Here is a 14,201-nt window from a genome sequence, read left to right as displayed (position 1 = left end):
CTACAAGGGGGTTTGGGTCGTTCACAAAACCTGTAGGAGTGAGCCTGCTCGCGATGAGGCCAACACATTCACCGCCACAATTTCAGGAACAAGACCATGCCCGCCATCCACAAAATCCTGATCGCCAACCGCGGTGAAATCGCCTGCCGCATCCAGCGCACCGCCCAGGCCCTCGGCTATCGCACCGTTGCCGTATTCAGCGATGCCGACGCCAATGCCCTGCACGTGCAGATGGCCGATCAAGCGGTGAACATCGGCGCCGCACCGGTGCAGCAGTCCTACCTGAACATCCCGGCGATCCTCGACGCCGCCCGCCGCAGCGGTGCCGACGCGATTCATCCCGGCTATGGCTTCCTCTCGGAAAATGCCGAATTCGCCCGCGCCTGCGCAGCGGCCAATCTGACCTTCATCGGCCCCAGCGCCGAGGCCATCGAACTGATGGGCAGCAAGCGCCTGTCGAAAATCGCCATGCTCGACGCCGGCGTACCGTGTATTGCCGGCTATCAAGGCGCCGCGCAGGACGACGCCACCTTGCTGCGCGAGGCAGAGCGCATTGGCTACCCGCTGATGATCAAGGCCAGCGCTGGCGGCGGTGGACGCGGGATGCGCCTGGTGCACAGCAGCGACGAGTTGCCGGCGCAATTGCGCACCGCCCGCTCCGAGGCGCTGAACGGTTTCGGCAGTGATGAACTGATCCTCGAACAAGCGCTAATCGAACCTCGGCACGTCGAGGTGCAACTGTTCGGCGACCACCACGGCAACCTGATTTACCTCGGCGAGCGCGATTGCTCGGTGCAGCGCCGCCATCAGAAAGTCATCGAGGAAGCACCCTGCCCGGTGATGACCCACGAGTTGCGCCAAGCCATGGGCGAAGCGGCGCTCAAGGCTGGTCGAGCGGTGAATTACCTAGGTGCCGGCACCGTCGAGTTTCTGCTCGATGCCCGTGGGCAGTTCTACTTTCTGGAAATGAACACGCGTCTGCAGGTCGAGCATCCGGTGACCGAGTTGATCACCGGGCAGGATCTGGTCGCCTGGCAATTGGCCGTCGCCGAAGGGCAGCCGCTGCCGTTGACTCAGGATCAGGTCGCGCTGAACGGCCACGCCATGGAAGTGCGTCTGTATGCCGAAGATCCGACGCAGAATTTCCTGCCGCAGACCGGTCGTGTCCAGGCCTGGGAACCGGCAGTCACTCCGGGTGCGCGGATCGATCACGGCTTGCGCGAAGGTCAGTGGGTCAGTCCGTTCTACGACCCGATGCTCGGCAAACTGATTGCCCACGGCGCCACCCGCGAAGAAGCGCGGCGCAAACTGTTGCGCGCAGTGCAGGACAGCGTGCTGCTCGGCGTGCAGACCAATCAGCGTTTGCTGGTCAGCCTGCTGCAACATCCGGAGTTCATCAGCGGCGAGTTCAGCACCGCGTTCATTGCTCAGCACTTCACTGACCACCCTTGCCTGCACGCCTACGCCCCCGGTGCGGAGGAACTGGCCATCGCCGCCGTGCTGTTTTATCAGTCTGGCGCGCGGGCGCATCGTGCGCCACTCAAGGGCTGGCGCAACAATGCCGGCGTGCCGCTCAATTACCGTCTCGGTGTGGAAGAACGGGACTGGACCTTGCAGCTGCTTGCGGACGGCGCTGGCCGATTCACCGTGAACGTGATGCAGCGCGCGCTGGCGCTGACCGTCATCGATTGCGACGAGCGCGCGGTGACGCTGGAAGTCGACGGCCTGCGCCAGCGTCACGCCTATCGGGTCGATGGTGGAGAACTCTGGCTGTTCACCCACCCCGGCAGCCTGCGCCTGGAGGATCGAACTCATGCGCTCATCAGCAGTCAGAGCAGCGTCAGCTCCGGCACACTCAAGGCGCCGATGGACGGTGCCATCGTCGACGTGCTGGTCAGCGAAGGCAGCACGGTCAGCAAGGGTCAGTTGCTGGTGGTGCTGGAGGCAATGAAAATGGAGCACCCGCTCAAGGCCGGCATCGACGGCGTGCTCAAGCGGGTGCAGGTCAAGGTCGGCGATCAGGTAAAAAATCGTCAGGTTCTGTTGCAGGTCGAGTGAGTCGCCAGGCGCAAACGCGAGGTTTGACTACGCTCTGATCTATCAGGACGCGTAAATCAGGAAACCTGCGATGCCCCATTGGCTGGTCATTGATCTGGAAGCCACCACAGATGAAGGTGGCTGGCCGGTTACGGAAATGGAAATCATCGAAATCGGCGCGACGCTGGTCGATCGTGCCGGTCGCGAGCAGGATCACTTTCAGCGGTTCGTCAAACCGACCCGGCGGCCGTTGCTGACGCCGTTCTGTCGGGAACTCACGCATATCACCCAGGCCAACATCGACGCCGCGCAGCCGTTGAGCGAAGTCTGGCCGGCGTTCGAACGCTGGCTCGGGCAACACCAGACGCGCCTCGAGGGCTGGGCCAGTTGGGGCGATTACGACCGCAAGCAATTGCTTCAGGAATGGCAACGCCTGCAACTCGACAGCGTACTGAGCCGGGTGCAGCACATGAACCTCAAACAGCGCTTTGCCAAGGCGCGGCGACTGGAACGACCGTTGGGCCTGAACGGCGCGCTGCAACTGGCCGGCATGCAGTTCAGCGGTCAACAGCATCGGGCCCTGGAAGATGCGCGCAACACCGCGCGGTTGCTGCCGCTGGTCTTGCCACTCTGAAGTCAGGGCGAGAACTCGCCGGACACGCCCCGGGCAGGTGACGGCGCCGGGAGCCTTGTGCATACTGGCCGGCCCTTTTTAACCCTTTTAAGCCCCATTCAAGAGGAATCGCCCATGTTCAAAGTCAACGAGTACTTCGACGGCACCGTCAAGTCGATCGCTTTTGGCACCGCTGAAGGTCCGGCGACCATCGGCGTCATGGCCCCGGGCGAATACGAATTCGGCACCGCTCAGCGCGAAATCATGCACGTGGTCTCCGGCGCACTGACCGTCAAGCTGCCGGACAGCAGCGACTGGGAAACCTTCGCTGCCGGCAGCCAGTTCAACGTACCGGCCAACAGCAAGTTCCAGCTGAAAGTCGCTGTTGATACCGCTTACCTGTGCGAATACCGCGGCTAAGCCCACGGCTTTTCCCGGTGCAAAAAAATGCCCGTGTCCATGGACACGGGCATTTTTCATTTCTGGCCTCGATTATTCGAGGATTTCCACTGGCATACCGACTTCCAGTCGCCCATTGCTGTCGTTGACCAGATTCTGCCCGAACATCGCGCCATCGGCCTGGGCGCGGTACTTCTGCAAGGTCGCCAGCGGTTCGCGATCGGCACTGCGCTCCCCGGTCTGCGGATCGATGGTGGTCAGGATGCAGCGCGAGCACGGCTTGACCACCCGGAATTCGACAGCGCCGATGCGAATGCGCTTCCAGCCATCTTCGGCGAACGCCGTACTGCCTTCGATCACAAGATTGGGCCGGAAACGCAACATCTCCAGCGGTCGTCCGACCTTTTGCACCAGATCCTGCAACGACGCCTCACCAATCAGCAACAGCGGGAAACCGTCGGCGAATGCCACCTGATCATCCTCGCGGCCATAACCGGCCTGCGTCATGCGCGCGCGATCAAGTGGCACCTGCACCAGACGGGTCGGCTTGCCGATGAAATCGCTGACCCAGCGGGCCGCTTCATCACCGGCATCCGGCACGCGCAGGGTGTCACGCCAGATGGTCACGCCGCGCAGCTCGGCATCGTCCTCGGGCAACGGGATATCCAGCGCGGTGTGGTCAGGCGCACTGAGGGTCAGACCGCCCTGCGCATTCCACAGCGCCGACAGCTGGCTCATTTTTGCTTCGGCCCGTTGGGTCAGGAAGCGGCCGCTGGCCTCGTCTACCAGCATCCAGCGTCGGTCACCTTCCAGGCCAAGTTTATCCAGGCCAATCGATTGCAGAATCTCGGGCTTGCCGGATTTCAACGGGTAACGATAAAGCGCACTCAGACGCAGCATGTCCAGCTTCCTGAAGGGCAAAAAAGCCACCCTATACGAGCTTTATCTGTGAATCAAAGACAGATGCGCGCCCCCCTGAAAAGATAACTTTGTGGCGAGGGGATTTATCCCCGATGGGGCGCGAAGCGGCCCCACCTGAATCAAGAAGCGGGACCGCTGCGCAGTCCATCGGGGATAAATCCCCTCGCTACAGGGTTTCGTCAGGCTGGCACTTCATCGAGCATCAGGCGCTGACGCACCACATCAACCAGTTTGTCCGGCTGGAACTTGGAGAGGAAGTTGTCGCAGCCGACCTTCTTCACCATCGAGTCGTTGAAACTGCCGGACAGTGAGGTGTGCAGCACCACATACAGACCACGCAGGCGCGGGTCGTTGCGGATCTCGGTGGTCAGGCGATAGCCGTCCATTTCCGGCATTTCCGCGTCGGTGAACACCATCAGCAGTTTGTCGGTCATGTTCACCCCGGTATCGGCCCAGGCCTTGAGCATGTTCAGTGCCTTCAGGCCATCACTGGCGATGTGCATCTTCACCCCGAGCTGGCCAAGGGTGTCGCGCAGTTGCGACAGCGCTACGTTGGAGTCGTCCACCAGCAGCACTTCGCGGCCGCGGGCACGTTCCAGCACCGGATCGTCGAGCTTGTCACGCGAGACCTTGGCGTTATACGGGACGATCTCGGCGAGGACTTTCTCGACGTCGATGATTTCCACCAGTTGATCGTCAACCTTGCTGATCGCGGTCAGGTAATGCTGGCGCCCGGCGCTGGTCGGCGGCGGCAGGATGGCTTCCCAGTTCATGTTGACGATGCGATCCACGCCACCGACAAGGAAAGCCTGCACCGAACGGTTGTACTCGGTGACGATGATGGTGCTGTTCGGGCCCGGCACCAGCGGACGCATGCCGATCGCCTGGGACAGGTCGATCACCGGCAGCGTCTGGCCGCGCAGGTTGACCACGCCGCAGACAAACGGGTGGCGCTGCGGCATCAGGGTCAGCTTCGGCAATTGCAGAACTTCCTGAACCTTGAACACGTTGATCGCGAACAATTGGCGTCCGGCCAGTCGAAACATGAGAATTTCCAGGCGATTCTCACCCACCAGTTGCGTGCGTTGGTCTACCGTGTCGAGAATGCCGGCCATCAATGACTCCTGGGCTTGTTCTGATGAATTCACTATTGAGGGGTTATCGGCTGTTTATGGCGATTCTTGATCCCCATAGAAATCAGTATCAAAATGCCATACACAGGCATTGATGTCACATTAACATCATGCTTTACTGGCTCGGTGTTTTCATCTGCTACATTCTCTTCTGGCGCGACCACGGTTGGCGTCACAGGTTCCCGCGTGTAAGGGAATCCCCTAGTAACAATCAGGCCCAACCTGATGTTCGCAATATCCAATAGCCATTAATGTGACGCCATTCTCATTGCATGAACGGAGTCAGGCTATTGTGTGCGATCGCAGGTCAGTGGAACCTTACCCTCTGGAAAACCTCAGCCAGTGCACTTGCACGGTGGGGCGCGATCTCCCGACGATTCATGATCGTCGACACACACGGCATTCCCTCATCAGACATGACGCTGTGGAGATAAGCATGCCAATCGACCGCAAAGACTGGGCACAACGCTTCCCCGAATTTCTCGTCGAAGCTGAAACACTCCTGGCCAAGTCCGAAGAATGCCTGAGCCACCTGCAACTGATCAGCAACGACAAGGACGCCATCGACTGCATGCGCAGCACCCTGCTCAAGCTCGCGAGCCGTGCAGAAGCGTTGGCACTGGAGGCGATCTCCGAGTTTTCCCTGCATATTCACAGCCTGCTCGACCACGCGCCGGAACATATCGACCTGCATGCACAGGCTCTGGATGCGCTCAAAGACTGTTTCACCCTGATGGCCTGGCAAATCGAACTGGTCGATCAGAACACTGGCCAGTTGAGCCTGGATGCCAGCGAACAGACCTCCCTGATCGAAGCCTTCGCGTTCCAGGTAGGTCAAGGCGAATTTCAGCCGTCACTTGCGACTCAACCGTTGTCACTCATGTCTTATTCGGAGCGGCAGGCCTGATTCAGTGCTGAAATTGCACGAATCCAGATAGCTGATCCGCATCGCTGAATGTCGCAATTGAATAGTTCATACCTGCCAGCGACAAACCGAATTAAATAATCACACCTGACACCAGCGGAAATTTTCCTGCGGCCTCAGGGTTTGCCTGTGTCCGTGTAACGATCAACTTCGAGCAACATCGATATCTATCGAACACAATAAAGCGACTTTTCCATTATGGAACTCACGTCCAACATGGCCTCTTTCATGACTCAATGGACATATATGGCAAACGCGACCAACGGTATCTTAAGTGGTATTATGCCGGCCATTAGTTGCTTTCAATTTAATGGCACAGTGATTCAGTGACAGGCATCCATCGAAGTTTGCGGTCAAATGTCGTTCACTGACCCCGGTTAAAATCAATAACATAATTGACAGCATTTTCAGACAGAGATCCGCCCGCCACCGGCCGGTCTGCCCGCAGCGAACATCTATTGGCTCCATCCGTTATGTACGCCAGCCTCAAGTCAATCACCACATGGCCACCCTCCCGGGAAAATGCACGCCGGTTCACTCTCATATTGTGTGTCAGCGCAGCCGTTGGCAGCTTGCTGACCTACGGTTTTTCGGCGCCACTCTCACTCGGTCTGTTGCTGTTGAACATCGCCGCCACCGCTTGTGTCTGGGTGCAATATCGGCTGTCACGCAAATCGATCAAGTTCCAGCCTCAGGAGCTCGCCGACCGCTTGCTGGAAGTCCAGGAAAACGAACGGCACCGGCTCAGCCGCGAACTGCACGACGATATCGGTCAGTTGCTGACGGCGGCCAAGCTGCAAAGCGAATGGCTGAAAAGACGTCTGCCGCAAGACCTGCAAGAGCAATGCTCGACACTCTGCGACACCCTTGAGGAAACCCTGAACAAGGTGCGCGACGTGTCGGCTATCCTCAATCCGCGCCAACTGACCAGCCTCGGGCTGGAGGCCAGTCTGCGTGCGCACTTGCTCAAGACTCTGGCCAACACGCCGGTGCACTGGAGCCTCGATTGCCAGCAGCGGCTCAACGGGATTCCCGAAGAAATGGCAGTCGCCGCCTTTCGCATTGCCCAGGAAGCGGTCACCAACATTCTGCGTCACGCGCAGGCCAGCAACCTGTTGATCCGCGTGCAACGACTGCCGCAAGGCCTGACGCTGTTGATCAGCGACGATGGCCAAGGGTTTGCGCCTGCTGCGGATCCGGGCCGGGAAGGACAGCGCGGCATGGCCGGGATGGCCGAAAGGATCGAACAGTTGGGCGGCACGCTGAACGTCATCAGCGAGCCGGGCAAAGGTACTCAAATCGAAGCACTATTCCCCTGGGCGCCCCGTGCACTCGAGCGGGCCAGTACGAATAAGGTTATGCGTTGACTTGTAACTTACTTCTGGTGGATGACCACTCGCTGATCAGGGCCGGCGTGCGTGCTCTGGTGCTCGACATTCCCGGTTACGCTGTCGTTGGCGAAGCCAGCGATGGCTCGCAGCTGCTCGAAATGGTCGAGCAACTGGTACCCGATATCGTGTTGCTGGATATCTCGATGAAGGAAACCGGAGGCCTGGAAGCCCTGCAACGGCTCAAGCGCGTGCGGCCACAAAGCAAGGTATTGATCCTGTCGATGCATACCGATCCGGCGCTGATCATGCAGGCACTGGAATCCGGGGCGCACGGTTATCTGCTCAAGGACACGACGGCCACCGAGCTTGAACATGCCCTCGAAGCACTGCGCAACAACGAACGCTACCTGAGCCCGGCGATCGCCCACACCGTGATCAACCAGGCGCTGACCCGCACGCAGAAAAACCAGCCGGAAGTGGCCGACTCGCACAACCTGACGGCACGCCAGCTGGAAATCCTGCGGTTGATCGTGCGCGGCAAATCCACCCGGGAAATCGCCAACGGTCTGGGCCTGAGCATCAAGACTGTCGAAACCCATCGTTCGCAGATCATGAAACGCCTGCAGATCTACGACGTGGCGGGCCTGGTACTGTTCGCGGTACGCGAGCAGATCATCAGCCTGGACGACTGACCGACCGGGCACTGCCCAACAGCGGCGAATGCTCGGGCAAGTGCACCCGCAATGCTCCCGGACGGGCCTCGAAGCGCAGGCTTTCGCCTGTCAGCGGCTCGCCGTCAAGATTGATGCTCAAGCCCTCGGCGACCTTGATTTCGACCCAGGGCAAGCGGGCGCGCACAAACATGTTATCGAGGCCGAAACCATCGCTGAGCAGATTCTTCAGCGTGCCCACCAACTCCTGTGGCGCGGGCAGAATACTGATGTCCAACAGGCCATCATCCGCCAGCGCCTCCGGGCACAATACGTGTCCACCACCCGCCTGGCGGCCGTTGCCGATACCCAGCGCGAGCAGCTCGCCACGCCAGTGAAAGTCCGGCCCCTGCAGTTCGCCATAGGCCGCGTGCAACTCACTGAAGCGCGATAAACCGGTGAACAGATAGGCGGCCCCACCCAACACTTTTTTCAGATCCTCGGACGTATTGGCCGTCACCTGGCTACCGAAACCGCCGGTCGCCATGTTGAGGAAAATCTGCCCGCCAACTTCGCCCAGATCAATATCACGCGGCGGTACATCGAGAAGCTCAAGTGCCTCGGCCGGCTCCAGCGGGATCCCCGCGGCACGGGAAAAGTCGTTGGCCGTGCCCAGCGGCAGCAGCACCAGACTGGCCTTGTGCGCATGCGCCGCCAGGGCTTCAGCGATATCCCGCAACGTACCATCACCACCCCCGGCGATGATCTGCCGATAACCGCCTGCCAGCGCCTCCTCCACCAGGCGCTGAGCGTCACCCGCCTCCCAGGTCAGACGCACTGCCAGCTCCCAGCCCTGCTCGCGCTTTGCTTCGACGGCGGCGCGCACCGCCTCATTGAGTGCCTGCTTGCCATGCAAAATCAACAGCGCCCTGCGCTCACTCATAACGGTCACTCCCCACGGTTGAATCGGTATGAAACATCTTGACCTCTGGCACCCGCAAAAAAGCCATGGCAATCCCATTTAATTCAAACGATTGCCTGTTGCAGTCCTACACAGCGGTATTTTTTCTTACGATATGTGAGGAATCGGCTCAATTGACCAGACTCGATCATTGATTCACCGTGTGCAGGTGGTATCAATCTTCGATTTAACAACACAAGGACGTGCAGGTAATGAGTGGATACACCCTCGGTGCTGGTGACAGTTGGAATGACGGGAAGGCCAGCGCGCTTACATTTGAAACAGCCGATGGACATTTCCATGTCCAGCCATGAAGCCAAAATTCCAACTAGTCCGATTGTCCCTCTCGGTGAAAGTCGCACCAGTCACAAATCCGATTTCAAAAAAAACGCCAGAACCGCTGGAGAAGTTGATATGGAACCGCGCGTGACCGAACTGGAAACCCACCTCAAATACATTCGTCGCGATATGGACGAAGTCCGCGGGGATGTAAAGACCATCAAGCACCGTCTCGCCTATTCGGCGGGTGCTACGGCGGTGGTCTTGGGACTGTTGGGATGGGTTGCCAACAGCCGGTTCGATCAGTTGGTCACACTGATGAGCCATTGACGGAAGAAATGCAGGCATCGACTCGGTATCGGTCGAGCCTGCAGTCACCAGGCGCGGATCAGCCGAGCAGGTCGCTCAATGGAATGAACCCAACCTCATCGCCTTCTGCCAGCGTACGGCCTTCCAGCACTTCTACCAGGCCATCCGCCCAGGCTGCACTGCGCAGCACACCGGAACTTTGATTGCGGTAAATGACTGCCCGCCCCTGTTCGAGTCGACCGCGCAAGTATTCGCGCCGATTGCCGGCCACAGGCCAGACGAAACCTGCCGGCACCGTAAACTTCAGAGGCTCTGAATCCTGTACGCCCTGACGCCTCAACAAATAGGGCCGCGCGAGCAGAGCAAAGGTCACCAGAGTCGAAGCAGGGTTACCCGGCAGGCCGATGACCGGCACTTTGCGAAAATGCCCGAAGGTCAGCGGTTTGCCCGGTTTGATTGCCAGCTTCCACAGCGCCAGCTCGCCCTCTTCCCTCAACGCGATGCCAAGAAAATCCGCTTCGCCCACCGAAACGCCGCCGGTCGACAGAATCAGGTCGACATCCCGCAAGTCGCCCAAACGCGCCCGCGTAGTGGCCAGATCGTCCGGAAGAATGCCGGCATCAATCACTTCACAACCCAGGCGCTGCAACCAACTGCACAACACCACCCGATTACTGTTGTAAATCTGTCCCGGCCCCAACGGCTGACCCGGCTCGACCAGTTCATCGCCGGTGGACAGCACCGCGACTCGCACCTTGCGTACTACATTCAGGCCGGCACACCCCAGCGACGCCGCCACACCTTGCTCGATCGGTCCCAGTCGGGTACCTGCCGCCAGGATCAACTCACCGACAGTGGTTTCCTGCCCCTGCGGGCGAATGTTCTGACCGACACTCATGGTTTCGATGAAGCGCACGCTGCCGTCGGTCAGAACCTCGGCGTTCTCCTGCATTTCCACGCAATCGGCCCCGGCTGGCACTGGCGCACCGGTGAAGATCCGCGCGCAGGTACCGGGCTTCAATGGCTCAGGCGCTTGCCCGGCGAATACTTTCTGGCTGACCGGCAGCGGTTCGCCGGTCCAGTCCGCCAGATTCAGGGCATAACCGTCCATGGCGCTGTTTGGCCAGGGCGGCAGATCCAGAGTCGAAATCAGGTCGTCGCCCAGCACCCGCCCCTCTACTTCAGCCAACGGCAGAAACTCGCGCTCGACAATCGGCGAAGCGTCAGCCATTTCCAGCAGGCGGGCCAGCGCTTCCTCGACAGGCATCAGACTGCCAGTCTTGCCCGGCTTACCCACGGGATTCACAAGGCGCCGCCTGTTTCAGGTGAGGTACGAAATTGCATGGGCGATGCCGAGAGTCCAGCTGTTCGGCGAGAATCCCGTCCCAACCGGTGCGCACCGCATTGGTTGAACCTGGCAGGCAGCACACCAGCGTGCCATTGGCCAGACCGGCCAGTGCTCGCGACTGCACGGTTGACGTACCGATATCAGCCACCGAGATCTGGCGGAACAGTTCACCAAATCCGTCAACCTGCTTGTCGAGCAGACAAGCCACGGCTTCAGGCGTGCTGTCACGCCCGGTAAAACCGGTGCCGCCGGTAATCAACACAACCTGCACCACGTCCTCGGCAATCCAGTGGGCAACTTGCGCGCGGATCTTGTACAGATCATCTTTGAGCAGGACCCGCTCGGCCAGACGGTGGCCGGCAGCGGTCAGACGGTCGACGAAGACCTGGCCTGATGTGTCGGTTTCCAGGGTTCGGGTGTCGCTGACAGTCAGCACCGCAATGTTCAGCGGTGCAAAAGGTACATCGGCCTTGGCTTTCATTAGGCTCGTCCAGTTGTAGGAGAAACAGCCCGGTGTTATATCACAGCGCCCGAATTTTTCGCCGCCCTGCTGGAGAGCTGCCATGACCTCGAATACGCCATTGCCCCCTTGTTCCATTTTGCTCCTGGCAGGCGGACGCGGCCAGCGCATGGGTGGCCAGGACAAAGGGCTGATCGAGTGGCAGGGTGAGCCGCTGATTGCGCACCTGCAGCGCAAGGTCCGGCCGCTGACTGACGATCTGATCATCTCCTGCAATCGCAATCGTGAGCGTTATGCCGCGTACGCCGATCAATTGGTCAGCGATGAAGAGGGCGATTTTCCCGGTCCTCTGGCCGGTATCCTTGCCGGACTCAAAGCCGCCCTCCTGCCGCACTTGCTGGTGCTGCCCTGCGATGTGCCGCGAATCGACGCAGCACTGCTGCAGGACATGCGTGAAACCGCCGGCCGGTTTCCTGACAAACCTTTAATGCTGCGTCACGATGACCATTGGGAACCGCTGCTGTGTGTGATTCCGGTCGCGCTGCTGCCCGTGTTCGAAACCGCCTGGAATACCGGCGAACGCAGCCCTGGCCGGGTCATGCGCAACCTCGGCGCGACGGCCCTGCAATGCCCCGACAATGACCCGCGACTGGCCAACCTGAACACCCCCGAACTGTTAAATGCGCATAACACTGTGTCAGACTGACAGCACTCAAGGAACTCTCACGCCTTGTACACGTCTCAAGCTCAGTAACCAAAGTATTCCCATTCGGAGACACACCCATGACTCAACGGACCCTCGCCACTTTCATGCTCGCACTGGGCCTGGCAACTCTCGCTGGTTGCTCGTCGCCAACAGTGATCACCTTGAATGACGGTCGCGAAATCCAGGCCGTCGACACCCCGAAATACGATGAAGATTCGGGCTTCTACGAGTTCAAACAACTCGACGGCAAAGAGACCCGCATCAACAAGGATCAGGTTCGTACCGTTAAAGAGCTGTAAGCTTTACGTCGACACCGAATACAGAAAAGCCCGCATTAATGCGGGCTTTTTCATGGGAGCGGGGAAAGTGAATGGCGTCACCACTGCAAGGTGATCTGACTTTCGAACTCGCGTTCTTCGCCGGTCACCGGGTCGACAAACCGCAGCCCCTGTGCCAACAGCTTCAACGGATTGGCATAGTCATCCTCAACGTCTTTCAACACATCCGGGTAGAACGGATCATTACAGATACTCGCCCCTAGCGCGGTCATATGCACCCTTAGCTGATGCTTCTTGCCGGTCACCGGGTACAGGCCGTAGCGCCACAGATCACCATTCTTTTCCCGGACTTCCACCGCCGTTTCAGTATTGGCGACACCTGGGCCTTCCTGCATGCGAAAGAACGGTTCGCCGTCGATCAGGCGACTTTTGTGCACCAGAGGAAATTCCAGTTCCGGCAGCGCACGGGCGATCGCTTCATAACGTTTATCGATCTGCCGGGTCGGGAACAACGACTGATAAGCCGAGCGGGTTTGCGGGTTGGCGGAAAAGATCACCAGCCCCGCCGTGTGCCGGTCAATGCGGTGCAGTGGCACCAGATGCGGATTATCGAGGCGACGGATCAGACGGCGCAGCAACGTCTGCTCGACGTATTCACCGGCCGGTGTCACCGGCAGAAAATGCGGTTTGTCCGCCACCACCAGATGCTCGTCCGCATACAGGATCGACTCGAGCACCGGAATCGGTTTTTCATCCGGCACTTCGCGGAAGTAGTGAATGCGCAGACCTTCCTTGTACGGCAGATCCACCGCAATCGGCTGCCCCTGACCATCCAGCACCCGGCCCCGGGCGATTCTGTCCAGCCATTGCTCCCGGCTGATCGCACTGAAATGCTCACACAGGCAATCCAGCACGGTAAGCCACGCACCCGGAGGCAGGTAAAGGGTGCTGGCCTGATTCTGAGCAGCGGAAAATGTTGGTGTGGACATACGGAAATTCGAACCCTCAATGCAGGCCGGCATTATCCAACACTGAGCGCAACGAACCTAGCGCAGAATCTGCGGCCCGCTCAGGCCGGAATCGACTTGAACGCCGCGGCTTCGGTGAACTCCTTGAGCCAGCGCAGCACATCGACCGCCTCCCAGCGCCCCGGGTCATACAAGGCGTACAGCAAGCCCTGATAACCGACCACATCCAGCTGCTTGTGATAACCGGCACGCTGGAACAGCGCCTCGATCTCGGCAAAACAGGTGTTGAAATGCAGTTTGTTGAAAGGCGTCTTGCCCTCCGTGACCAGCCCGTCCAGGCGCAACTCGAGGACCGCCTCGCGCACCACGTCAACCGACATCCGGTTCACGCTGTTCTTCAACTGTTCGACATTGACCACGGTTCGTCCCTCTGACTGCCGGATTCACCTGCTCAAGTCATCAAAAGCAGCAGGTCTTTCCAATTACTGTATGAACATACAGTAACCGAATAAACCCTAGAGTGCCAAGGACTGCCTGTGCAGGAGTGACCAGCGGAACGAGGATCAACGCAGGAAAGCAACCACTTGATCGGCGTCGAAAGGCCAGTCCAACTCGGCCCCGGTATCAATTCGGCGCAGTACCGGAATTCTTAGCCCATAAGCCTCAACCAACGGCTCACTTTCAGCGATGTCCACCAGTTCGACCAGCAGACCGTGCTCGACAAGCGGCATCAGTTCGTCTTCTGCCAACTCACACAAATGGCATCCCAAGGTGCCGAACAACTGACATTCAGGAGGCATGATCGCTCAACCGGAAAAGTGAGCGTTCATTCTAGGCCTGCCTCGAAAACCCGTCGAGCGACTGCTGCCCGAAGACCCGAACA

At 59.3% G+C, this 14,201-nt stretch carries 17 protein-coding genes; 9 read left to right on the top strand and 8 right to left on the bottom strand.

The genetic code is table 11. From position 1 onward, the window contains the following. Nucleotides 1–96 precede the first annotated feature (96 nt). The 3 genes from JFU48_RS16410 (at nt 97) to ppnP (ending at nt 3,070) form a co-directional block, all read left to right on the top strand. Nucleotides 97–2,058, top strand: a complete 1,962-nt coding sequence (locus JFU48_RS16410; RefSeq protein WP_201136954.1) for an acetyl/propionyl/methylcrotonyl-CoA carboxylase subunit alpha — start codon at nt 97–99, stop codon at nt 2,056–2,058. Between the two features lie 70 nt (nt 2,059–2,128). Next, entirely contained in the window at nt 2,129–2,671 is a 543-nt protein-coding gene (locus JFU48_RS16405; RefSeq protein WP_003226699.1) for an exonuclease domain-containing protein, read from the top strand. A 114-nt stretch (nt 2,672–2,785) separates the two neighbouring features. Next, nucleotides 2,786–3,070 carry a pyrimidine/purine nucleoside phosphorylase gene (ppnP, locus tag JFU48_RS16400; RefSeq protein WP_003226701.1) on the top strand — a complete coding sequence of 95 codons (285 nt, stop codon included), beginning with the start codon at nt 2,786–2,788 and terminating at the stop codon, nt 3,068–3,070. Nucleotides 3,071–3,142: 72 nt separating this feature from the next. Here ppnP and JFU48_RS16395 read toward each other — a convergent pair whose 3' ends face one another. Together JFU48_RS16395 and JFU48_RS16390 are read right to left on the bottom strand one after the other, a co-directional pair. After that, nucleotides 3,143–3,949 (bottom strand): MOSC domain-containing protein, encoded by an 807-nt coding sequence (locus tag JFU48_RS16395; protein WP_201136953.1) that lies wholly within the window; start codon nt 3,947–3,949, stop codon nt 3,143–3,145. A gap of 200 nt (nt 3,950–4,149) precedes the next feature. Then, nucleotides 4,150–5,085 carry a chemotaxis protein CheV gene (locus JFU48_RS16390; RefSeq protein ID WP_003226705.1) on the bottom strand — a complete coding sequence of 312 codons (936 nt, stop codon included), beginning with the start codon at nt 5,083–5,085 and terminating at the stop codon, nt 4,150–4,152. 454 nt (nt 5,086–5,539) lie between these two features. Here JFU48_RS16390 and JFU48_RS16385 point away from each other — a divergent pair, with 454 nt between their 5' ends. The 3 genes from JFU48_RS16385 (at nt 5,540) to JFU48_RS16375 (ending at nt 8,051) form a co-directional block, all read left to right on the top strand. Then, nucleotides 5,540–6,010: a hypothetical protein gene (locus JFU48_RS16385; protein ID WP_103483810.1), complete on the top strand. Its 471-nt coding sequence runs from the start codon at nt 5,540–5,542 to the stop codon at nt 6,008–6,010. Nucleotides 6,011–6,501: 491 nt separating this feature from the next. Next, the gene (locus JFU48_RS16380) at nt 6,502–7,395 is read left to right on the top strand and encodes a sensor histidine kinase (RefSeq protein WP_103519693.1); all 894 of its coding nucleotides are present in this window, start codon (nt 6,502–6,504) and stop codon (nt 7,393–7,395) included. Beyond that, on the top strand, nt 7,392–8,051 hold the full coding sequence (locus JFU48_RS16375; RefSeq protein ID WP_003226712.1) for a response regulator: 660 nt from the start codon (nt 7,392–7,394) through the stop codon (nt 8,049–8,051). Before JFU48_RS16380 ends, JFU48_RS16375 begins: the two co-directional genes overlap by 4 nt. Here the strand turns inward: JFU48_RS16375 and yegS are convergent. Further along, nucleotides 8,035–8,952: a lipid kinase YegS gene (gene yegS / locus JFU48_RS16370; protein WP_201136952.1), complete on the bottom strand. Its 918-nt coding sequence runs from the start codon at nt 8,950–8,952 to the stop codon at nt 8,035–8,037. The two genes, JFU48_RS16375 and yegS, sit on opposite strands and share 17 nt — an antisense overlap. Before the next feature lie 318 nt (nt 8,953–9,270). Here yegS and JFU48_RS16365 point away from each other — a divergent pair, with 318 nt between their 5' ends. Further along, entirely contained in the window at nt 9,271–9,579 is a 309-nt protein-coding gene (locus JFU48_RS16365; protein ID WP_177434688.1) for a hypothetical protein, read from the top strand. Nucleotides 9,580–9,637: 58 nt separating this feature from the next. On the opposite strand, the gene JFU48_RS16360 is transcribed toward JFU48_RS16365, so the two are convergent. Further along, nucleotides 9,638–10,864, bottom strand: coding sequence for a molybdopterin-binding protein (locus tag JFU48_RS16360; protein WP_201136951.1), 1,227 nt, complete (start codon nt 10,862–10,864; stop codon nt 9,638–9,640). Further along, nucleotides 10,848–11,387 (bottom strand): molybdenum cofactor biosynthesis protein B, encoded by a 540-nt coding sequence (gene moaB, locus JFU48_RS16355; RefSeq protein WP_003226719.1) that lies wholly within the window; start codon nt 11,385–11,387, stop codon nt 10,848–10,850. Before moaB ends, JFU48_RS16360 begins: the two co-directional genes overlap by 17 nt. Before the next feature lie 82 nt (nt 11,388–11,469). Between moaB and mobA the strand changes: the two genes are divergently transcribed. Together mobA and JFU48_RS16345 are read left to right on the top strand one after the other, a co-directional pair. Then, complete coding sequence (gene mobA, locus JFU48_RS16350; RefSeq protein ID WP_201136950.1) at nt 11,470–12,072, top strand: molybdenum cofactor guanylyltransferase MobA; 603 nt, start codon at nt 11,470–11,472, stop codon at nt 12,070–12,072. 77 nt (nt 12,073–12,149) lie between these two features. Beyond that, nucleotides 12,150–12,371, top strand: coding sequence for a YgdI/YgdR family lipoprotein (locus JFU48_RS16345; RefSeq protein ID WP_003226722.1), 222 nt, complete (start codon nt 12,150–12,152; stop codon nt 12,369–12,371). Nucleotides 12,372–12,448: 77 nt separating this feature from the next. On the opposite strand, the gene JFU48_RS16340 is transcribed toward JFU48_RS16345, so the two are convergent. The 3 genes from JFU48_RS16340 to JFU48_RS16330 form a co-directional block, all read right to left on the bottom strand. Further along, nucleotides 12,449–13,339, bottom strand: coding sequence for a pseudouridine synthase (locus tag JFU48_RS16340; protein WP_045122565.1), 891 nt, complete (start codon nt 13,337–13,339; stop codon nt 12,449–12,451). An 80-nt stretch (nt 13,340–13,419) separates the two neighbouring features. Further along, the gene (locus JFU48_RS16335; protein ID WP_201136949.1) at nt 13,420–13,737 is read right to left on the bottom strand and encodes a transcriptional regulator; all 318 of its coding nucleotides are present in this window, start codon (nt 13,735–13,737) and stop codon (nt 13,420–13,422) included. A 144-nt stretch (nt 13,738–13,881) separates the two neighbouring features. Then, nucleotides 13,882–14,118: a glutaredoxin family protein gene (locus tag JFU48_RS16330; protein ID WP_003226728.1), complete on the bottom strand. Its 237-nt coding sequence runs from the start codon at nt 14,116–14,118 to the stop codon at nt 13,882–13,884. Nucleotides 14,119–14,201: the final 83 nt, after the last annotated feature.

Origin of the sequence: Pseudomonas sp. TH49 (genome assembly GCF_016650625.1) — a bacterium.
In the GTDB taxonomy this organism is placed as follows: Bacteria; Pseudomonadota; Gammaproteobacteria; order Pseudomonadales; family Pseudomonadaceae; genus Aquipseudomonas; species Aquipseudomonas fluorescens_H.
Note: the sequence above shows the minus strand (reverse complement) of the source record. Positions and strands in the feature narration are given on the sequence as shown.